General features: G+C 33.4%; 15 protein-coding genes, 1 tRNA gene and 1 CRISPR repeat array. Of the genes, 13 read left to right on the forward strand and 3 right to left on the reverse strand.

What is annotated here, in order from left to right; all coding sequences use genetic code 11:
- Positions 1 to 312: 312 nt before the first annotated feature.
- The 8 genes from ACINWC743_RS23395 to ACINWC743_RS23430 all read left to right on the forward strand — a co-directional run bounded on the left by ACINWC743_RS23395 (position 313) and on the right by ACINWC743_RS23430 (position 10041).
- Positions 313 to 2415 carry a carbon starvation CstA family protein gene (locus ACINWC743_RS23395; protein ID WP_004831205.1) on the forward strand — a complete coding sequence of 701 codons (2103 nt, stop codon included), beginning with the start codon at positions 313 to 315 and terminating at the stop codon, positions 2413 to 2415.
- A gap of 25 nt (positions 2416 to 2440) precedes the next feature.
- Complete coding sequence (locus ACINWC743_RS23400) at positions 2441 to 2743, forward strand: YbdD/YjiX family protein (protein WP_004831204.1); 303 nt, start codon at positions 2441 to 2443, stop codon at positions 2741 to 2743.
- A 677-nt stretch (positions 2744 to 3420) separates the two neighbouring features.
- Positions 3421 to 4464, forward strand: coding sequence for a 2-dehydropantoate 2-reductase (locus ACINWC743_RS23405; protein ID WP_009587220.1), 1044 nt, complete (start codon positions 3421 to 3423; stop codon positions 4462 to 4464).
- Positions 4465 to 4628: 164 nt separating this feature from the next.
- On the forward strand, positions 4629 to 5588 hold the full coding sequence (locus ACINWC743_RS23410; protein ID WP_009587262.1) for an AAA family ATPase: 960 nt from the start codon (positions 4629 to 4631) through the stop codon (positions 5586 to 5588).
- 13 nt (positions 5589 to 5601) lie between these two features.
- On the forward strand, positions 5602 to 6510 hold the full coding sequence (locus ACINWC743_RS23415) for a DUF58 domain-containing protein (protein ID WP_009587258.1): 909 nt from the start codon (positions 5602 to 5604) through the stop codon (positions 6508 to 6510).
- A gap of 9 nt (positions 6511 to 6519) precedes the next feature.
- The gene (locus tag ACINWC743_RS23420; RefSeq protein ID WP_009587253.1) at positions 6520 to 8535 is read left to right on the forward strand and encodes a transglutaminaseTgpA domain-containing protein; all 2016 of its coding nucleotides are present in this window, start codon (positions 6520 to 6522) and stop codon (positions 8533 to 8535) included.
- 44 nt (positions 8536 to 8579) lie between these two features.
- Positions 8580 to 8656: transfer RNA gene (locus tag ACINWC743_RS23425), tRNA-Val, on the forward strand.
- A 176-nt stretch (positions 8657 to 8832) separates the two neighbouring features.
- On the forward strand, positions 8833 to 10041 hold the full coding sequence (locus ACINWC743_RS23430; RefSeq protein ID WP_009587233.1) for a tyrosine-type recombinase/integrase: 1209 nt from the start codon (positions 8833 to 8835) through the stop codon (positions 10039 to 10041).
- A gap of 45 nt (positions 10042 to 10086) precedes the next feature.
- Here ACINWC743_RS23430 and ACINWC743_RS23435 read toward each other — a convergent pair whose 3' ends face one another.
- Positions 10087 to 10488, reverse strand: coding sequence for a hypothetical protein (locus ACINWC743_RS23435; RefSeq protein ID WP_009587240.1), 402 nt, complete (start codon positions 10486 to 10488; stop codon positions 10087 to 10089).
- Between the two features lie 169 nt (positions 10489 to 10657).
- On the opposite strand from ACINWC743_RS23435, the gene ACINWC743_RS23440 reads away from it, so the two are divergent.
- The 3 genes from ACINWC743_RS23440 (at position 10658) to ACINWC743_RS23450 (ending at position 12793) form a co-directional block, all read left to right on the forward strand.
- On the forward strand, positions 10658 to 11179 hold the full coding sequence (locus tag ACINWC743_RS23440; protein WP_035301624.1) for a hypothetical protein: 522 nt from the start codon (positions 10658 to 10660) through the stop codon (positions 11177 to 11179).
- 380 nt (positions 11180 to 11559) lie between these two features.
- The gene (locus tag ACINWC743_RS23445; RefSeq protein WP_009587229.1) at positions 11560 to 12513 is read left to right on the forward strand and encodes a phage/plasmid replication protein, II/X family; all 954 of its coding nucleotides are present in this window, start codon (positions 11560 to 11562) and stop codon (positions 12511 to 12513) included.
- 19 nt (positions 12514 to 12532) lie between these two features.
- The gene (locus ACINWC743_RS23450) at positions 12533 to 12793 is read left to right on the forward strand and encodes an AlpA family phage regulatory protein (protein WP_052012590.1); all 261 of its coding nucleotides are present in this window, start codon (positions 12533 to 12535) and stop codon (positions 12791 to 12793) included.
- 93 nt (positions 12794 to 12886) lie between these two features.
- On the opposite strand, the gene ACINWC743_RS23625 is transcribed toward ACINWC743_RS23450, so the two are convergent.
- Both ACINWC743_RS23625 and ACINWC743_RS23460 read right to left on the reverse strand, forming a co-directional pair.
- Positions 12887 to 13405: a hypothetical protein gene (locus tag ACINWC743_RS23625; RefSeq protein WP_052012589.1), complete on the reverse strand. Its 519-nt coding sequence runs from the start codon at positions 13403 to 13405 to the stop codon at positions 12887 to 12889.
- 3 nt (positions 13406 to 13408) lie between these two features.
- Positions 13409 to 14002 carry a recombinase family protein gene (locus ACINWC743_RS23460; protein ID WP_009587245.1) on the reverse strand — a complete coding sequence of 198 codons (594 nt, stop codon included), beginning with the start codon at positions 14000 to 14002 and terminating at the stop codon, positions 13409 to 13411.
- A 176-nt stretch (positions 14003 to 14178) separates the two neighbouring features.
- On the opposite strand from ACINWC743_RS23460, the gene ACINWC743_RS23465 reads away from it, so the two are divergent.
- Both ACINWC743_RS23465 and ACINWC743_RS23470 read left to right on the forward strand, forming a co-directional pair.
- Complete coding sequence (locus tag ACINWC743_RS23465) at positions 14179 to 17280, forward strand: SIR2 family protein (protein WP_009587272.1); 3102 nt, start codon at positions 14179 to 14181, stop codon at positions 17278 to 17280.
- Positions 17281 to 18337: 1057 nt separating this feature from the next.
- A CRISPR array of direct repeats spans positions 18338 to 19389; the repeat unit is 28 nt; unit sequence GTTCACTACCGTATAGGTAGCTTAGAAA.
- Positions 19390 to 20620: 1231 nt separating this feature from the next.
- Positions 20621 to 21462 (forward strand): filamentous hemagglutinin N-terminal domain-containing protein (locus tag ACINWC743_RS23470; protein ID WP_009587243.1); only part of this gene is annotated, 842 nt, incomplete at its 3' end.

Below are 21462 nucleotides of genomic sequence, written 5' to 3' on the forward strand. Positions count from 1 at the left end.
AGTTGAGCTAGGGGCATTGACACTAGCGAGTTATGGATAAATTTCCGACTAAAGTCGTAGATCGACTGAGAATAATTAATAGTAGAGTCGAATAGTCGGAATATGACAAGAATGATAAAAATAACATTGTAATAGTTTAAGTCATTGTGATGTCATGCTAATAGTACATATTCAAACCAGTTTTACATCCAAAGTCTTAGATGAAAACAAAAAAATGAGGAGTAGAGTCACCAGGGAAAGAGTCACACGGAAATGCATTACGCTTTATAAAAACAATGGAACTGCTTTTTGTAATCAAGATGTGAGGTTTTAATGGAAAATATTCAGACAAAGTCATCGCCCTTATCAAAATTGGTCTGGGTGATTGTCGCCATAATTGGTGCAGTATCTTTTGGAATACTCGCAGTCAGTAAAGGTGAGCATGTCAATGCTGTATGGTTGGTGCTTGCTGCAGTGTGTGTGTATAGCATTGCATATCGTTTTTATAGTTTATTTATCGCCAATAAAGTTTTTGAGCTCAATCCGAGACGGTTAACCCCTGCACATCGTTTAGCTGATGGTCTGGATTATGTGCCAACCAATAAGTATGTGCTTTTTGGTCACCATTTTGCAGCAATCGCAGGCGCAGGTCCATTAGTTGGACCTATTCTTGCCGCCCAAATGGGCTATCTACCAGGAACAATTTGGCTTTTAGTCGGAGTGGTCTTGGCGGGTGCTGTTCAGGATTTCTTGGTGCTTTTTATCTCAACACGTCGCGATGGACGTTCATTGGGGGAGATGGCGAAGCAAGAACTTGGCTCATTTGCTGGTGTTGTAGTGATGCTGGGTGCATTGGGGGTGATGATCATTATCCTTGCTGTACTGGCATTGGTTGTGGTTAAAGCGCTTGCACACAGTCCGTGGGGCGTATTCAGTATTGCAGCAACCATACCGATCGCCTTGTTCATGGGGGTATATATGCGTTATATCCGCCCTGGACGAATTGCAGAAGTGTCGATTATTGGCTTTGTTTTGATGATGGCTGCAATTGTGTATGGTGGTAATGTTGCTGCTGACCCATATTGGGGACCATTCTTTACTTTAACTGGGACTCAACTGACTTGGGCACTGATCATTTACGGATTTGTAGCTTCAGTATTACCTGTTTGGTTACTATTGGCGCCACGTGATTACTTATCAACTTTCTTAAAAATTGGTGTAATTGCAGGTTTGGCAGTGGGTATCATTGTTGCCATGCCGATGTTAAAAATGCCTTCTGTAACGCATTTTGTTGATGGTACTGGTCCTGTTTTTGCTGGATCAATGTTCCCATTCTTATTTATTACCATTGCCTGTGGTGCGATTTCAGGCTTCCATGCCTTAGTGTCTTCAGGGACTACACCTAAACTGGTAGATAACGAAGTCAATATTCGTGTCATTGGTTATGGCGGCATGCTCATGGAATCATTTGTCGCGATTATGGCAATGATTTGTGCAACTGTACTTGAGCCTGGTGTTTACTTTGCGATTAATGCGCCTGCAGCAGTATTGGGTACAACTGTAGAAAGTGCAGCAGAAGCAGTACGTAATCTTGGTTTCGTAGTGACGCCAGAAACATTAAGTCTACTGGCTAAAGAAGTAGGCGAAAGTACCATTCTTTCTCGTACTGGTGGTGCACCAACATTTGCAATTGGTATGGCACATATCATCACGGATATTTTTAATAATCGTTCGATGATGGCGTTCTGGTATCATTTTGCGATTTTATTTGAAGCTTTGTTCATTTTGACTGCGGTTGATGCGGGTACGCGTGCTTGCCGTTTTATGGTTCAGGATACCGTGGGTATAGTTGTTCCTGCACTTAAAAATTCACATAACTTCTTTGGAAACATGATTGGTACAGCGGTGGCGGTTGCTGGCTGGGGCTTCTTTGTGTATCAGGGTGTTGTTGATCCGCTGGGTGGTATCAATAGCTTGTGGCCTTTATTTGGTATTGGTAACCAAATGCTCGCTGCTATGGCGCTTATTCTTGGTACGGTCATTCTATTTAAAATGAAAAAAGAAAAGTATGTGTGGGTCACGATTGTACCTACAGTTTTCTTATTCATTACTTGTATGACAGCGGGTTGGCAAAAAATCTTTCATTCAAATCCAAAGATTGGTTTCTTGGCACAAGCAGATAAATTCTCAGCGGCAATTGCTCAGGGTGAAATTTTAAAACCTGCAAAAACACTTGAAGAGATGCAAACGATTGTTTTATCGAATCAGATCAATGCAGCATTGTGTGCATTCTTTATGATTGTTGCGGTCGTAATGTTGGTTGCCGCTATTGGGGTAATTCGCCGCGCATTGGCAAGCCCAACACCAACAGTTAATGAAGCGCCTGCAGTATATGCTGACCCTGAAGAAACTGTTGTCACGTCTGCAAAGCATTAATTGACTTATAAGTGAGGTGAGTAAGATGAATCTTAAATTCGCCAAAGGTGGTAAGACGGTAATTTATAAAATCATCAAAATGACCATCATGTCGCAAAAGGATCTAATTTTTAATCCTAAGAATTGGTCAAGAATTGCAACATTATGGACACGCTTACAGCAGAGTTTTCGTTTGATGGTTGGTGTACCAGATTATCAAAACTATTTGGAACATATGAAAAAGCATCATCCTGATATGGATGCAATGGATGAGAAAACTTTTCATCGTTACTGTGTAGATGCTCGTTATCCGAGTGCTGGTGGTACGATGAAAAAGTGTCCATGCTGAGATGAGTGTCTAATCACATGGAATAGTACTTTGATGCTGTTTTGAATGGTAGTTAAAACGGTACTTCGGTGCCGTTTTTCATTGGTAGTGATTTAGTTAAGGTATAGTCAATCTGATGAAAAATTCATACAGTAAAATATCATTTCTCTTAATTATTAAAATTAAAGCGATCAATAAATTGTTTGATGAGCCAAAGCTTGCACTGTCACGCTTTACTTCTAAAGTTTAAATTGTTTTGCGTAGGCGACACTTTACTTTTCAGAGATGAAAAGTAACGAAAATCTTTCGTTGAACAGGGATCTTGCGTTGCAAACAAAGCAGTGCTTTGTTTTTGCTCACATACCCTCGCTCAACATGGCGACTCACGATAGCAAGTCCATCTATGATTCAAAAGGGCGAAGTAAATGAATGATCAAAATCTTCTAGTGGGTGTAAATGTTATTGAATATCAATGATTGATCGCAAAATACTTGTATGAATTATTAGACGGTTTAACTATATTCGCTATCATTTTTATTCCGTGGGCTTAGGTAAATTGTGATTGCAAAGCGTTATTGTAAATTGCCATGAAATAAACATTATGAATTGTCGGATAGCGGACAGTTCATTTCAATTATCTCAGATAAAATGTTGAATCAGAAAAATGACAGAAATATATTGGTTAAAGGGATGTTGAGATGAAGATTTGTATTTATGGTGCGGGAAGTATTGGGTGTTATATTGGTGGTCGATTGGCTGCATCAGGTGTAGACGTTACATTTATGACCCGTCCACGCATGTATGATGAATTATCCAAATCTGGTTTGAAACTTACGGATTATTTAGGGAATAACTTATCTATACCTGCAAATGAACTAAAATTATCACAAGATCCGAGTATTGCTTTGGATGCTGATATTATTTTTGTCTGTGTTAAATCAGCGGCAACTGAACAAGTCGCCAAAGCGCTTCAGAAAATATTCGTTCAAAGTAATGCTGGTCTTAAGCACAGACCTTATATCCTGAGCTTTCAAAATGGATTAAGTAATGTTGCTGTACTTAAACAGTTTTTACCAGATATGACAATCTTAGCGGGGATGGTTCCTTTTAATGTGGCTGCCTTGCGATCTGGACATTTTCATCAAGGTACATCAGGGGCAATTCATGTCAAAAAATTTTCCAAACAACAAGATTTAGCCCAACTTTTTCAGAAATCGCAATTAGATATTGTATTTGATCAGGACATGCTTGCTGTGCAGTGGGCAAAAATTTTACTTAACTTAAATAATTCTATTAATGCCTTATCAAAATTACCTTTAAAAGCACAATTATCGAATCAGCAATATCGTCAATGTCTCGCAATGGCGCAACAAGAAGCACTTGATTTACTGGATTTGGCGCAGATCAAGCCTGCAAAGTTGACTGCAATTTCTGCACATTTGCTTCCTAAAATCATGAGTCTGCCGAATATTTTATTTAAAATATTAAGTCGTAAAATGCTGAAAATTGATCCGTTGGCACGTTCGTCTATGCAAGATGATTTGATTGCAGGGCGAAGCACTGAAGTTGATTGGATTAACGGTGAGGTGGTGAAGTTAGCACATCGACTCAATACCCAAGCACCCATCAATCAATTGCTCATTGAATTGATTAAGCAAGCTGAGGTTTCTGATATTGAATTTTCAATGAGTGCGAATGATTTAAAATCAAGATTAAACCATGCTCAAAATAGATTTGTATGAACACATGATTTAGACCCTAAATTAATCTTTAAAGAATGATAAGAATCGGTTTTTAGTCAAAATGAACCAAGTGGTGAAATTCATGAATTGTTGCACTTTGAGTATCCCTTAAAAACGTGTATGTTAATCAAATTACTTAAAAAATTACGATTGGGGAAAATAAGGTGATTTGGGGAACAACACAAGGAAATACACTACAACAGAATTCCGAATTAAGTGATTTAGACTTATCAGGTTATTATCCGAAGGTTGATGAGTTCTTAGTGCAAATTAACCAAATCATTTTAGATAAACAGCAACAAACAAAACTTGCCTTGTGTAGTTTATTGGCTGGAGGGCATTTGCTCTTTGAAGATTTGCCAGGCTTAGGTAAAACGACTTTAGCCAGCAGTTTGTCTCGTTTAGCAGGGCTTGATTTTCAACGAATTCAATTTACCAATGATATGCTGGCCAGTGATGTGATTGGGATTAATATGTTTAATCAAAAAGAACATCAATTTGAATTTAAGTATGGACCTATTTTCACTCAAATATTACTTGCGGATGAAATCAATCGTTGCAGTCCAAAAACCCAAAGTGCATTGTTGGAAGCAATGGAAGAGGGCAATGTCACAGTGGATGGTGTCCGTTATACACTGCCACAGCCATTTTGGGTGATTGCAACACAAAACCCACTTTTTCAAAGTGGTACATATAGCCTACCTGAATCTCAGTTAGACCGCTTTCTAATGCGGTTATCCTTGGGTTATCCATCACGTTCAGCAGAAAAATTACTTTTACAACAACATTCTCGTCATGACTTAATTGAAAATTTACAATCCATTTTTAAACAAGAAGAGATTCTGCAATTACAATGTATAGTCAACAACATTGCAATTAATGATTTGGTTTTTGATTATATACTTGATTTAGTGGAAGAAACCAGAAAGGGACGTCATGGGGTGTCTACGCGTGGTGTATTGGCATTGAAAAAGGCTGCTCAAGCGCATGCATTTATTGAAAAAAGATCATTTGTAATTGCAGATGATGTACAAGCCGTATTTGTTGCAGTTACTTCGCATCGTATAGGATTGGGTGAGTCTGAAACTTTAGCTTTGATGCAAAAAGTTCCTGTTCAAGGTTAATTGGGATTTGACCATGTTTGCTAAAAGATTCGTGCAATGGTTGCATCAAAGATTTCGTTATACAGGTATACGCACACTCAAACAAAATGAAGTCTTAGTATTTATATACCAACAAGGCTTCCTCTATCTTGTGCTTATTTTGATCACATTTATTGCAGGAATTAACTATGCAAATAACTTAATTTTAGGTTTTTGCTTTTTAATAAGTGCCATCTTGTGTATTAGTTTTTATTTGAGTTTTAAACAATTGCATGGTGTGACAATAGAAGTCATTGTTGATGAAGTTGGTAAGGTTAATGAAGCTTTTAAAGTCACCGTGATTTTGCAACAACATCGCGCAAGCTCGAAGTTTTTAAATTTTAAATTCGATGATCAATTACTACCTTTTTTATTTCAGGATAAACAACAGCGTGTTGAGTTAAATTTTATCCCGCAAAAGCGTGGCAAATTTTCAATTCCTCCGATTCAGATTTATTCAACTTACCCATTAGGCTTAGTCCGAGCATGGACATACATTTATCTGACCCATGATTATTGGATAGCCCCTGAAGCAAAGTCTGGTGTGCAATATTCACATATTCAGGCGAATACGGGTCAACCTGATTTGGACGAGTTTAAAGAGTTAAGAAATTTTAAAATTGGTGATTCATTACAAAGTATTTCATGGAAGCAGGCTGCTCGAGGACAAGGACTTTTTGTGAAGCAGTTTGAAGATTTACTCGATACCCATGCTATGCAAATTGAATATGCAAAAATGCCCAGTGCTGAGCATGAAGAAAAACTCAGTTTAATGATGGAGTTGGTTGACCGTTGCGAACAACTACAATCACCTTATTGCATTATTTTACCGCATGCTCAGACTGAAAATGGTGTAGGGGAGCAGCATTATATTCATATCAAAACTTTGTTGGCACAAGCTTGAGGAGTGGGTATGAATAGATCAATTCAAGTTTCAATTTTAGTTGTCTTAAGTTTGATTTGGTTGGCACAGCTTGCTTATATGCCAATTGCCTTGTCGATATTGTTCTTGGTGAATATCCTCGGTTTAGGGGGGTATTATCATAAAATAAATACTCATCAAACACTCAATGTTCCTCGTTTTTTGTTGCAAGCGCCGAAGCTATTATTTGCATTTTTTGCCTTATTAATTATCTATCTGCACACTCAAACATTTTTAGGCGTAGAAGCTGGAACTGCCGTACTTTCTACATTCTTATTTGCCAAAGCATTTGAAACCAAGTCTAAACGTGACTTTATTATCCTGTTTAATTTTGCTTTGTTTGTGAGTGCAAGTTTATTTTTACACAGCCAATCTTTTTTAATGGCTGTTTTAGTATTGTGCTGCTTAATCAGTTGCTTGGTTGGATTGTACCGCGTACAGACAGCCAATTTTGAAATTAAACAGCCTGTTTTACAATCTCTTAAAAATGACTCATTCCATATCGTTAAGTTTATTGGTTTGGCTTCACCCTTTTTTATTTTACTATTTTTGTTTTTTCCACGCCTGCCTCCACTTTGGCAAATTCCGATTCCCAATAATCAAGCGGTGACAGGATTGAGTGATCGAATGTCCCCAGGTGATATTGCATCATTGTCGCAATCGAGTGCCTTGGCTTTTCGAATTATTGGAGACATGAAACAGTTTCCAAGCCGCAATGAGTTGTATTGGCGAGCGATGGTATTGGATCGTTATGATGGCACAACTTGGACAAGTGATTTAAGCAATAAGCAGAGCAAATCCTATGCCAAAATAGCAGGTCAAGTGGATGGATTTCATTATCAATATTTAGCCAGTGATCCAAGTCAACAATGGATCACAGGTTTAGAAAAATCGATACCGATAGAACAACGTTTTGAACTACATCAAGACTGGTCTATTACACCGAAACGGCTTGTACAACGGGTGCAACCTATCGAATTGCAATGGATTGGTCAGCGTATACAGGATGTTCAAGCACCGGTGTTTGAACAATTGATGCTTAAAAATAATCTAAAATATCCTAAAAATCGTGATCTACAAGCGCAGAAGTTTGCAGTGAGTATGTTTCATCAAAGCCAAGAAAACCCTGATATCTATATTCAAAATATTTTAAACTGGTATAAAAAAGAGAATTTTGTTTACACGCTGGCTCCGGGGAAATTGGGGAATCATCGAATTGATGAGTTTTTATTTCAATCAAAACAGGGTTTCTGTGAACACTATGCCTCAAGCTTTGTTTTGCTTATGCGTTATGTCGGAATACCTGCTAGGGTCGTCACAGGCTATCAGGGTGGAGAACTTGCACCTGACGGAAAAAGTTGGGAAGTACGTCAGTTAGATGCACATGCATGGGCAGAAGTGTATCAACAAGGACAATGGCATCGAATTGATCCTACAGCCATCATTGCGCCGATGCGAATAGATCAGGGAATGCAAACGACCATAGATGGCAATGCAGCGTTTTTTGGCGATGCAGCTTATTCAAATTTACGCTTTCAACATTCATCCGTATTGAGAACATTAAGAGTCTGGAGTGACTACGCAAGTTTTCAATGGCAAAGCAAAGTCGTGGGTTATGATGCAGAAAAGCAAAGTGGGTGGATGAAAAAACTGGGGCTCACTTCAGTCTATAGTTATGGACTAGTTTTAATTTTTGGAATCATTGGATTGTTACTGATTTACTGGGGGGCGACAAAACTTTTTCGAGTGCGTCAGATGTCTGAACTTGAGCGCTTGATTTTTAAATTTAATCAGCAGTTACCTGAGCTAAATCAAAAAGCACAATTTGAAACTTTTCAACAATGGATGTCTCGTTTAGCAAGTCAGGTTGAAGAAAAAAGTTCCTTTGAACAGGCAAATCAAGTTTTTCAAAAAATCACATATTTAGCTAATGAAAATCAACAAGATATTCAAAAAATTAAGAAATTGCTTAAAGAGTGTTCGAATGCGTTAAAAGCTAAAAAATAAGTCTTGTCATATTGCTGAAAAATGAATAATATTCTCAGCACTTCAGGTGTATAGCTCAGTTGGTTAGAGCGCTACGTTGACATCGTAGAGGTCTCCAGTTCGAGTCTGGATATACCTACCAATATATTAAATTTATATATCTTTCTATAACGATATATAAGTTGAAAAACCCTAAATATCATTTATTTAGGGTTTTTTATTGCTTTTTATACCGTAATATAACGATACATACTACTGTCCGCCGTGTATCATATGGTGTATCATGAACTAAAACTTAACTCATGATACAAATAACGAATGAAACGAGATACTATTAAAAAAAGACCTTTATCCGACACAACTTTGGCAAATTTAGAACCTGAAGACAAAGATTACCGTGAACGTGATACTGGCGGTTTGTATTTTGTCGTGCAAAAGACTGGAAAGAAGTCTTGGCAATTACGTTATAAAAATGAAAAAGGAAATTGGTCATGGAAAGGGATTGGTGGATATCCAAGTGTTAGTGGAGCGTCAGCTAGACGTAAAGCAAATGAGCTTTTTGAAAAATTAGCTAATGGTGAAGTCTTGGAAACAAGGAAACACATTAAACTAAAGCAACAAGAGATTGAGGGGCAAAAGTTTAGTATCTTAATGGCGGAATGGTTGGATACTAGAAAATTGGCATGGGGTGAAACAACTTTTGATAAAGCGCAAAAATCTATTAATCGTCATATCATTCCTAAATTTGGCGGACGTGATTTTACTGAAATCACTCCTAAAGAATGGTTTGATTTTTTTCAAGGTTTGCAGCGAGGATTAAACATCTACACCCAAGTTGAAAAATTAACATCTTATTGTCGTAATGCTTATGATTGGGCGAAATTCCAAGCAAAGATCAACTTTAACCCAATTGATGGGATGACCAAGCATTTAGATAAAAAAGTTGGGGGGAATATGAAGTTTGTCGAAATAGATGAATTGCCCCAACTAATTATCGATATACGTAGTTATCACCAACGTAAATTGGCGATAGGTTTAGAGTTAATGGCTTTATTATTTCCACGACCTGTTGAGTTACGATTTGCGACTTGGGATCAATTTAATTTTGATAAAGCAATTTGGGTTAAGCCTGCTGATATTATGAAAAAAGACATTGCTCATGCTGTACCTTTATCTAGACAAGCCATTACTTTGTTGAAAGAGTTGGAGCAATATCGAACAGAATCGGATTTATTGTTTTCAGGTCGTAATAGCCTAAGTCAACCTATATCTGACAATACCTTTAATATGGCTTTAAATCGTATGGGATATAAGGGACGTCAAAATCCACATGGCTTTAGACATATTGCAAGTACGGCATTAAACAATCAATTTAGTGATAAAGAGCAAGTGGTTGAAGCATGTTTAGCCCATATGAAAAAGGGTGTAAAGGGTGCGTATGACAAAGGGTCACATCTTGAAGAGCGTGTTGATATGATGCAATGGTGGGCAGATTATATTGATGGGATAGTAAAGTTTAACTCATAAGTAAATATCTTACGATTTTAATAAGCCACTTATAGATACTACTAATTATTTTGTATGTTGATTCGATAAAGCAATAATTAACTCTCTAACAAGTTTTTTATTGGATGGGGATAGCTTAATAAAAGCTTCAAATACTTCTTTGTCCTTGTAGCCTAATTCTTGTTTCCACTTACTATCACGCTGTTCAATAGCTTTTAGAATATCTTTATCAAAAGCTAATTCCTCTGGTGGAATTTCTAGCCAATTTGCAAGAATAAGAAGTTTATCACCAGAAGGAATAGCTTCTCCAATGAGCCATTTGCGAACGCCATGTAATGTCATGGGTTTACCTGAGTAATTCAAATTGAATTCTCTTTCTAGAACTGAAGGTTTAGCTTCATAACCTTTTGCTTTCATCGCTAAAGCTAAGCGTTGTGCAAATAAGTTTTTTTCATTTTCATATTTCATTCTCTCAAAATAGTTAGCTTAACTAAAAGTTACGTAATATTTGATTTTAATTACGTTAATAATTAAACTTTAGTTACGTAAATTTCTTAACTATATAAAATTGAAATATTTATAAGATTTCAATTGGTAGTCAAAAATTAATTTAGAGAACTTTTGAGAAGGGTTGAACATGATTAGAAGAGAATTTGTCTGCGGTATTGTTTTAACAGTCTTATGTATAACATCAGCATGTAGTGACTTAACAAGTAATGAAAGTAACATGGCGACAACATCGGCAGATGAAGGCGCAACAGCATTAGCTGATGAACACTCTGAGGATTTGACTAATTCTACCGAGCAAATAAAGGCATTTGAAGATAAAGGCGTTGCTAACCCAGTAAAGCAACTATTAGAAGGAGAGCCTGTTGAAGTGACATTTAATGTAAATAAGTTTAATACGGATGTTTATGGAAAAATAGCTTATAACATCGTGATTCAATCTAAGGCAGATGAGGTTCTTGTAAATGATGTGATTATAAATCGTGGGAATAATTGTAGTATCGGGAATTATGATCATAATAAAAAATTACCTGCAAATTTGAATTTCGGACGTTTAATTGAGTTACCAATTAGCTGTGATGCGAACTATGTAAGAGAGGTTGAGGTAAAAACAAATTATGGAAATTATAAATTTGGTGGAGTAGCACGTTAAGTAAGAATATTTAAGAAGACCTTTTTTTGAGTATTCAAAACAGGTCTTCTGGTATGGTTGAGAAAATTTATGTTGACTTTATAGTGTCTTTTGTAATAAACTATACATAGTAGTTAATGTTAAGACCACATTTGTATAAAATTAAAATAATAATTAATTATACATTTATTTAAAATAAAAATATAATTAAATTAAAAAATTATACTTTTTATATTCTTTAATTTAAAATTTTAAGTAAAAACTATTCAGTAATTTAATCTTGCAAAATATATTCCATATTAGTTATTTTTTTGATTAATTTTTCGGATTAATTAAAAATAATTAAATAAATTTTTATGTAGATTATTTTTATACAAAAAACAATAAAATAAGGAGAATTTATGAACTTTATTAGAAAAGAAATAGAAATTGATTGGATAAGTTTTAATATTGAGGTAAATCATGATCCAGCAAAAATATCAGATGGGTCAATTATATTTTCAAATATATATGTAAATAATTTTGAGGATATAAAGAAAATTGATGAAAGCAATTTTATCATAAAGAGTAAGCCAAAAAATATTTTTTCAGATTTTGGAAAATTAATTCAACTAAATTCAATAGATGGTAAAAGAATCATTGTAAAATCTAATATCTTTAAGTGGCTTAATGGGCATAATATAACTGGAGATTCAAATCTAATTTTTCTTGTGGTTAAGTTTGTTGAAGATTTAAAGGATAAAGGATTAATTGATCCAACAGAAGAGCAGTTATCAAATATAAGAAAAGGTAATTTTAGAGTTTATAGAGTTGATGTTAAACAAGATTTAATTTTTTCCGATAAAAATAGTGCTTTAAGGTATTTAGATCATATAAAAAAACTTGGCATTTACCCATATAAAGCAAAAAAAATCTTTAAAAACGGGTGCTATTTTGGTTTTGAAAGTCGTACACGTTGGAATTTACAGTACTATCATAAAGGCACTGAAATAAGTAACCAAAATCCAATGATTAAAGCAAATCGTGAATTATTTGCATTGTCTGAGTTGATGATAAGATCTGAAATAAGAATTCTTAATGACCAACTAAAGGATTGGAATTTGAAGTATGGTTACCAATGGTCAGATTTAAATCAAATAAATAATTTTTTTACAGAGAAATTTACCAATTTAAGATTACCAAATATAAAAGAACGCAATGAATTACTAGATATAAAAGACTCTGCGGATAGAAAATTTTATTTACTTGCAAAAAACAGCTGTATTAATGATTTATATTCTAGAGCCACAATTTATAAAAAGCGTATTAGATTTTTAGAATTGTATGGTATTGATATTGATGAAATTGCCAATTAAAATAATAAGAGGAGAAAAAATGAAAACATTAAAAGAGCCGTCGATTGTAAGTAATAATATTTTTTTTATACCAAAATTTCGTCTAACTATCAATGAAGTATGTACAATGTTGTCGGTAGGTAGAGATAAGCTAAATCGATTGGAAAAAGAAGATCAAAGTTTCCCAAAATCAATGAAAGATGGCAAAAATAGACAATCAGCAGTATATTATGACTATCAAGAAATTTCTGAATGGTATGAGAGTTGGAAAGAAAACTCACGTACAATGCAGTTGAGTTAAAATAAAACGGCGTAATAACGCCGTTTTTTATTTTTAAAACAATTGATTATGAAGATTTATTATTACCTTTCTCCCGTTTGAGGTGCGGTGTGCCTATACATCTTTATCATAATGATAATACTTAATTAGTATTGATATACAATGATGTATTTGTATATCAAATCCTTGATATTGAGATATATAGTTGTTTGTATAATTTTCATTATAGGTCTCAATGAATGATTTTATATTGAAATACATATCAGAAAGATAAGATAGTTCTTTAATTTCATTCTCAGACATATCTTTTGTAAAGCTAGTTAAAATATTTATATAACAACCAATAGCTAGATCATTTTTTTTAGCATATTCTTCTTTAAGTTTTTTAATCTTTCCGTTTTCAACAGACCTTCCATTGCTAACATCCTCTATATACATAGATATTTGTGTATTTACAAATAAGGAATCTGATAGCAATACAATGGTATCTTTAGATAAACTTGATAGACTTTCTAATCTCTTTTGCTTCTTCCATTGCCATGAAATAAATAAAGCTACTCCTGCACCTATAAAAGTTGCAATTGCTCCTGCAATACTTCCTATAGCTCCCCAATCAAAACTACAAATAATCATATCTTATCCTTTCAATACTCGATATACAGTAGCTACACCACAATCCACAGCTTTAGCTATTTCTTCTTTTGTTAAACCTTTATTATTTAACTCTTTAATTCTATCATGTTTTGTTGTATCAGCTTTCTTGCCACTTGGTTTATATCCGCTTCTCTCTAAACCTTGCTTAATTCGCTCCCTACGTTTGTCATTGTCCAATCTAGCCATAGTTGCCAATAAATCTATAAGCATGTCGTTTACAAGGTTTAGGATAGAGCTTGTAATGGTATCGTTTGAGCTAATAAGCATATGTGTAGTTGGCAGATCAGCTACAACTAGCTTTAATCCCTTTTCTTTTATACGTCCTTTCAATACATCAAAATCGGTTTGAGAAAGCCTAGACAGCCTATCTACACTCTCAACTAACAACGTATCACCATTCTTAGAATCATCTAATAATTTGTTTAAAACAGGTCTATCTAGCTTTGTACCTGATTCATTCTCTACATATTCTTTCACATCACCTTTTATGGATCTAGCAAACTCTCTTAAATCATCTAATGCCCTTTCTGCATCTTGGTCTTTGGTACTGGCACGTACATAAATTCTAGTTGTCATTTCTCGTTTAACTATGTTTTTTTAAGTATTATGATAATACTATCATTTAATTTATTTTTATAGTCTATTGATAGATAATTTATCATTTATTTTTATTATTTTTTGAGTATAGTTATTTGATAGAAAAATTAATATCATAGTCAATTAGACAATAATTTTACATTTAAGAGGTAGTGATGGAATATACAGAAAGACAAATTTTAGAAGGTAAAGCTGTACTATTTTTAGGTGCAGGCGCTTCTTATAATTGCACAAATCAAAAAAATGAAAGAATAGGTTTTACAGGTGGAGAACTATTACAAAAAATAAATGAGGAGTTTCTAGGTAACACATCTGATCCCTTAACATTAGATTTTGCATCTACTATGGCTATACAGATTTCTGGAAGAGAAAACTTTGATCAATTTATAAAGAATTTAGTATGTGATTTTGAGCCTACAATGGAACATAAGCTTATCACTGATTTCAAATGGAAAGCCATTTTTACAACCAATTATGATGAAGCTATTGAAACTGCATTTAAAGAAAATAAATCATCGTTACAAAGAGTCGAAAAAATAATTAGTGATAATGATTCACTGCAAAAAGTAATAGTAAATCCAGAAAAGTTGCCATTAATTAAAATTCATGGATGTATTACTAGAGCTAATGATAGTAGAGTTCCTTTAGTTATAGCAAGCAGTGATTATAGAAGGCACTTGGAAAATAGATCTAGTCTATATCAGTATTTAAAAGAATGTCTAACTAGTAACCTAGTGATTTTTTATGGATATGGTTTGGCTGATTTGAATATAATTGGGATACTAGATGATCTAGAAAAAGATGGCGTAAATCGTATGCGTCACATTTGGATAGATCCTTTTATGAAAGAAATACATAAGAATTATTGGCAGTCTAAAAATTTAGAATGTAAAGTCACTAACTTACATAGTTATTTAACAGATATACAATCTATACAAAACAATGGTTTGTTATCTTTAAATAATATTTTGAAAAATGATTCTGTCATTTCTAAAATAATTCCTTCGGACAATAGACCGAGTACTGAGTTAGAAAATTATCTATGTAATCAGCTAATATTTATGGAAATGAATGATGATATAAAATCGGAATCTGATAAATATAATATTGATATTTTTTATAGAGGAAACTCTCATGGGTTTGGTTGGTTGGATAAAAATTTAGACTTTCAAAGAAGTATTGAAAGAAGTTTAGAAATCGAATTATTTGAAAATTTTGAAATATCCAATCATTTTTTTAATTTTTTAATAATTAATGGATATGCTGGTAGTGGAAAAAGTGTTTTGTTGAAAAGACTTGCATGGAACGGTGTTTCAAAATTTAGTAATTTTTGTTTTTATTTGAAAGAAGGATCATCACTTAATACTAAATTAATTTTTGAGTTAATAAAATTAATACAAGAACCAATAATTATTTTTGTAGATGATATTCTTGATCATCAAGAAGAAATATTAGAAATTAGAAATTTTTCAATAAAAGCTTGTGCAAAAATATTTATAGTCGGAACAGCTAGAAGTAATGAATGGAATAATAGTGATAATAAATTAGATAAATTGAATCCAAGTTTCTTTAGTTTGAAAGATCTTAATGATATAGAAATCAGAAACTTAATTGATAAGTTGAAAGAATTTAAAGCTGAAGGTAACTTAAAAGAATTAGGAGATCAAGATAAATATAAATTTATTAAGGAGAAAAGTAATAATCAATTACTTGTAACGTTATTAGAAGCTACTCATTATGGGCAAGAGTTTTCTGAAATTATAAAAGATGAATATGAGGGTATTTATGATAGATCTGCAAAAGATTTATATTTGGGAATATGCTGTCTGCATAGACATGGAGTTGAACTAAGAGCAGGCATGGTAAAAAGATTAAGTGGAATTGATTTTGAGGAATTTAAAGAGAAATTTTTACAACCGCTTGAGCTTTTAGTAGTTAGTTATCATAGTTATCGTTTAAATGATGTTGTTTATACATCTAGACATACTCATATTGCAGAGCATGTTTTTCAACAAGCATTTATGTCTGAATTAGATAAGGCACAACAGATAATAAAAATAATAAGATATTTAAATATAGGATTTGATACTGATGCAAAAGCTCTAGATTGTATTTTGAAAGGTAGAGCACTTGCCGAAGAGTTTAATGATAAAAAACTTGCACACTCAATTTTCAATGTAGCACAGGATATTGGGGTAAATAGTGCATTTATATTGCATCAAAGAGCCATTTTGGAAATTAATCATGCAAATCCAAATTATGATTTAGCTCTAGAATATTTGAAGAGAATTGATAATAGTGATAGTTATTATGATATGAGGACTGTAGAGCATACTAAAGCAAATGTATATAGAAGATTGGCTCTAAATGTATCTTCCAGACATGAAAAAATAAAGTATAGAAATCTAAGCCTAAAATTATTAAATGAAAATATAAGGACTTCAGTTAAGACATCAATGCCATATCATACAAAGGGTCTTGTTTTACTGGATGAAATTAAAGATTGTGATAATGAGAATGATTTAGTTGAAATTATAAGGGATTTTGAAAATAATTTGTCCTCAGGATTTAAAAAATTTCCATATGATGAAACACTTACATTACTTGAACATGACTTCTCAAAAGAGATGAATAACTCACCTCGTGCTATAGAGAAAATTAAAGAAGCACTTAGAAAAAATAGTGATAATGTATATATTGTACAACGTTATGCAAAATTTTATATTAGTAAAAAAAATTATGCTGAAGCAAGAAAATGTATGTTAAATTTTTTAAGAAATGATGTTAATAATCGTGCTATTAATTATTTAATGGCTTGTTCTTTTATAGATGAAGATGAAATTTTATACAATAAGCAAGCTATAAATTATTTAAAAAAATGTTATTCATCAAATGATACAAATTATGAACCAAAATTTCTACATGCTTGTCTAGAATATGTTTATCAGAGTGAAGAAAAAGCTTTAAAAATATTCAAAGATTTGACCCAAGCAAATATAAGACCAAAAATTAAAAATAGAACTTCACGTCCAATTTTAAATATTCATGGAGAAGAAGTTTTTTATGATGGTTTGATTGTGACTATTAATGATCAATTTGGGTTTGTTAAAACATCCAAATACACTGGAAATATATATATCCATAAGTCTGCAATGATAGATCAAGAAGATTGGGAGGCTTTGAGACCAGGTGACCCTTTAAAAATATCTATTTGTTTTAGTTTTAGAGGGCCTAGAGCTAAGGTAGCGATTCTATAATAGTTAAAAGGTGCTGCAAGTCAGCACCTAGTTTTTGAATTAAATGCTCTAATATTTTTTAATTGTTTGATTTATTTCATCTAAAGATTTTCTTCTATAGTCTGAATCATTTGAAATGGTATTTGATAGCGATCAAATTGACCATTAGTTATAGCACTATCTCTTAAAGAAGTGATATCTATATAACTCCACTCTATGATGAAATAAATTCATTAATTAAGTCGTTTGATGTCGAACCCTAAATTCTTAATTATTCAAGTATGTTAAGAGTTGTTAATATTCTTATTTGTTTACATATTTGAAATTTACATGTTTTTACTAATAGTAATGAGCACCTTTGGCAGTACCTTTTTTGATTTGTTATATATTAATTACTTTTAAAACAATATATTAGTTTATTTAATTGAGTTCGACCCTCGGAATTGTACAGATTATAGGAAATTCTTATTTGTATCATAATGTGTATCATATTGAAAAAATTATTTTAAATAATTAAACAAAACAGATAGTTATTGTTTTGTTTGGTAGTGGATATACCTACCAAGATTTAGATGTATATGTAATAAGGGATTTAAGCGAAATCAGTAGCTTAAAGCCCTTTTTTTATGCGTATAATAATATGTGATAATATCAGCCTACTAGGTTTAAATGGTGAAATTAGCCGATCTAGCCGAATAATTTACGTCAAGATTACGTCAAGCTTTTGAGTTTAAGATAATGAAAATACCAAAACCGATTAAACGTGGTGAAGTTTGTTTTACTAAGAAAATAATGAAATGTAAGATTTCTTCATTTTCTAATGATAAATTAAATGAGTGGCATTAAAAACATGTGTGAATATTGGAAAATCTTTTAGTGATAAGATAAAAGTAGCTGATTTAGAGTATATAGGCTTAATTAATCAAACAAATATTCTAAAATTTTACCCCAATATTTTTTAACTCTTTAACAACTGAATAAAATCAATAAGTTATAATTGTAAGTAAAAACTTGGGTCATTTGATGATTTTTAGGTTTAACTTACTGTTATTATTTTATTTTTTGTTTTAAAATTATAGTTCACTACCGTATAGGTAGCTTAGAAATTTAGTAAAGTTAATAAGCTCAGGATCAGACAGTTCACTACCGTATAGGTAGCTTAGAAAAGTTCAAATTGCAAACAATCAAGTAGAATCTCAGTTCACTACCGTATAGGTAGCTTAGAAACAAGACTTCAAGAATGGGTTAAAGGTCTTTTAGTTCACTACCGTATAGGTAGCTTAGAAAAAAAGGCTAAAAGCAAATGAGCGTAGATAGTAGTTCACTACCGTATAGGTAGCTTAGAAAAGTGGCTCAATTGGTTGCTTTGGATTTTACAGGTTCACTACCGTATAGGTAGCTTAGAAAAATTAAGCTTCTGTGGGATTGATACAGATACAAGTTCACTACCGTATAGGTAGCTTAGAAAATTGCGTACATGTGTTTGTCGCTTGATCGACAGTTCACTACCGTATAGGTAGCTTAGAAAATGTACACCCTTACAATCTCGGGTGAAAATACAGTTCACTACCGTATAGGTAGCTTAGAAAAAAGACTACAAACCAAGCTGCAGACAATCACAGTTCACTACCGTATAGGTAGCTTAGAAAATAGCTGTATGAGATGTAGGTAATCTTTCCCAGTTCACTACCGTATAGGTAGCTTAGAAAAAGCGTTTGCAATGTCGTTTGCCATATCCTCAGTTCACTACCGTATAGGTAGCTTAGAAATGTAGGTGCAGAATATAACCCTGCGCCTGTTCGTTCACTACCGTATAGGTAGCTTAGAAAAACAACGGCAGAATTAGAGGGTACAGCTTTATGTTCACTACCGTATAGGTAGCTTAGAAATTTTGGAGTTGTAACGTCGGGAACAATACTGCGTTCACTACCGTATAGGTAGCTTAGAAAAGAAGCACAGGCAATGTATATCAAAGCGCGAGGTTCACTACCGTATAGGTCGTTTAGAAATTTCAATAAATAACAACGATCAAAACAATAAAGTTCACTACCGTATAGGTAGCTTAGAAAATTCATGGCATCGGTTGAAGTTTCAGATACATGTTCACTACCGTAGAGGTAGCTTAGAAAAAGATTTCTTCATTCGTAATTTGAATTGTTCAAAATTTGATTTATATTCATTTCTGTTTTATTATTTGCTTGGAGACGCCGAGTAGCGGTAACTACCCGACGCATTCTGTTAGTGAGCTGATTGAGAAATCAACAACAATAACAGGATGACAACGATGATTAGACAAAAGCGCATCGTAAACCTCCAAGGATTAATGTAACGAAACACCGTTACAGGTCACCCTAGCCCCAATGACTAGGGCAGGTTACTGTAACACAACAAAAAGCGCCCATGGGCGCTTTTTGTTGTTTAAAGAGATGAGGTTAACTACATCCTATCCAGCGTTTGTCTTCTTCTTCTTCAATTACCATATTCACTTTTTTCACTTTCAATTCAGCGCGATCATTTATTTTATCTGTTTTGTACACTGAGAGACGTCAAGAGAATACCTTTCGTATAATCTGATCATTCTCTAACAAGCATTCACTACCGTATAGGTAGCTTAGAAACCTTACCAAAGCGATATAAGCCATCGCACCGAGTTCACTACCGTATAGGTAGCTTAGAAAATGTCAACATGTGTACTACTGAAAGTCTAAGAGTTCACTACCGTATAAGTCGTTTGTATGTGCTAAATAGAATGTTTATTTTCACTTGATTGTTTAGGTAAAATTCATAAATTTCACAAATTGTTTCCTACTCCAATATCGCTTAGAAAACTGTTTTGTTTAACAGGATGATCAGCTTTTTTTATTTATCTCAATTTCAATAAATGGGTTAGGCAAGATCTTTTATATTCAAAGTTGATAATAGATGAGTAATTTTCTTATTGAACTTGAAAAAATTAAATGAATAAATCTCATCTTTTTATTGAATAGGCGTATTTATAGCGCTGAAAATTACTTGATTTTTAATTTAAAAATAAAATAGTTACGTCGATTTTTTATAATTTCGCAGCAACTAATGAACGCAGTGCCTAAATAGCAAATTTTTGCTTAAATTAGTTTTTTAAATTTGCTTGTTTATACAATTTTTGGATTTTAAAAAAATTGAATTGAGACGAAATTGACATTTTCTATGATTTTCTAAAGTGTGACAATTTTTTAATATTCAAACATAAGCTAAAAAATTGTCTCACTTTGATAAAAAATAATTCAATGATTTGTTTAGAAAAATTTATAAAAGTCTATTTTTTTTATGCGTGCTTATGTTTAAATGGTTAATTTACGTACAATACCATTTGGACATACTTATGAATAAAATTTACAAAGTTATTTGGAATAAAAAAATTGGCTGTTGGCAAGCTGTCTCAGAACTGGCAAAAAACCACAGTCCTTCACAAAGCACAGTGAATGATCAAAATAAAATAATCGGAATTGCTGAAAAAGTATCAGCTTTGTTTTTATTTGGATTAGCCTTACTCCCTTTATCTGTGCATGCAGCGATTTCAAATATCGAATTACCGACAGGCGCTCAGATTAATTCTGGTTCGGCAACGATTTCTCAAAATGGGCATACCCTGAATATTAATCAAAGCAGTCAAACACTGAGCACCAATTGGAACAGCTTTAACATTGGTCAAAATGCGACAGTCAATTTTAACCAAAATAATGCATCTTCAGTCGCAATTAACCATGTATTAGACAGTAACGCTTCGCAAATTATGGGGCGTTTAAATGCCAATGGTCAGGTGTTTCTGCTCAATCCGAATGGTGTGGTTTTCTCTAAAACCGCTCAAGTGAATGTTGGGGGATTGGTTGCTTCAACGTTAGCACTTACGGATCATGATATTCAAAATGGTCAATTCACTTTAAAAGGCGATGCCAATAGTCATGCAAGTATAGAAAATTATGGCACTATTCAAACTTTAAAAGGTGGAACAGTGGCGCTGATTGCGCCGAATGTTAAAAATACAGGTTCTATTACCACACCAAATGGAACTACGCATTTAACATCCGCTAGTCAAGTCACGCTTGCTTTACAAGATGGTTCATTGACCCAGTACCAAGTGGATCAAGGGGTTCTTAAAGGTTTAGTGGACAATGGAGGAGCAATTCTTGCTGATAATGGCGCAGTCTATTTAACTGCAAAAGC

The organism is Acinetobacter sp. WC-743, assembly GCF_000335555.1.
In the GTDB taxonomy this organism is placed as follows: domain Bacteria; phylum Pseudomonadota; class Gammaproteobacteria; order Pseudomonadales; family Moraxellaceae; genus Acinetobacter; species Acinetobacter bereziniae.

Excerpts from the sequence above, each read along its gene's own strand:
- ACINWC743_RS23430 (WP_009587233.1), top strand. The coding sequence starts at position 8,833 with ATGAAACGAGATACTATTAAAAAAAGACCTTTATCCGACACAACTTTG.
- ACINWC743_RS23435 (WP_009587240.1), bottom strand. The coding sequence starts at position 10,488 with ATGAAATATGAAAATGAAAAAAACTTATTTGCACAACGCTTAGCTTTA.
- ACINWC743_RS23460 (WP_009587245.1), bottom strand. The coding sequence starts at position 14,002 with ATGACAACTAGAATTTATGTACGTGCCAGTACCAAAGACCAAGATGCA.
- ACINWC743_RS23440 (WP_035301624.1), top strand. The coding sequence starts at position 10,658 with ATGATTAGAAGAGAATTTGTCTGCGGTATTGTTTTAACAGTCTTATGT.
- ACINWC743_RS23400 (WP_004831204.1), top strand. The coding sequence starts at position 2,441 with ATGAATCTTAAATTCGCCAAAGGTGGTAAGACGGTAATTTATAAAATC.
- ACINWC743_RS23415 (WP_009587258.1), top strand. The coding sequence starts at position 5,602 with ATGTTTGCTAAAAGATTCGTGCAATGGTTGCATCAAAGATTTCGTTAT.
- ACINWC743_RS23395 (WP_004831205.1), top strand. The coding sequence starts at position 313 with ATGGAAAATATTCAGACAAAGTCATCGCCCTTATCAAAATTGGTCTGG.
- ACINWC743_RS23450 (WP_052012590.1), top strand. The coding sequence starts at position 12,533 with ATGAAAACATTAAAAGAGCCGTCGATTGTAAGTAATAATATTTTTTTT.
- ACINWC743_RS23405 (WP_009587220.1), top strand. The coding sequence starts at position 3,421 with ATGAAGATTTGTATTTATGGTGCGGGAAGTATTGGGTGTTATATTGGT.
- ACINWC743_RS23625 (WP_052012589.1), bottom strand. The coding sequence starts at position 13,405 with ATGATTATTTGTAGTTTTGATTGGGGAGCTATAGGAAGTATTGCAGGA.
- ACINWC743_RS23445 (WP_009587229.1), top strand. The coding sequence starts at position 11,560 with ATGAACTTTATTAGAAAAGAAATAGAAATTGATTGGATAAGTTTTAAT.
- ACINWC743_RS23420 (WP_009587253.1), top strand. The coding sequence starts at position 6,520 with ATGAATAGATCAATTCAAGTTTCAATTTTAGTTGTCTTAAGTTTGATT.
- ACINWC743_RS23465 (WP_009587272.1), top strand. The coding sequence starts at position 14,179 with ATGGAATATACAGAAAGACAAATTTTAGAAGGTAAAGCTGTACTATTT.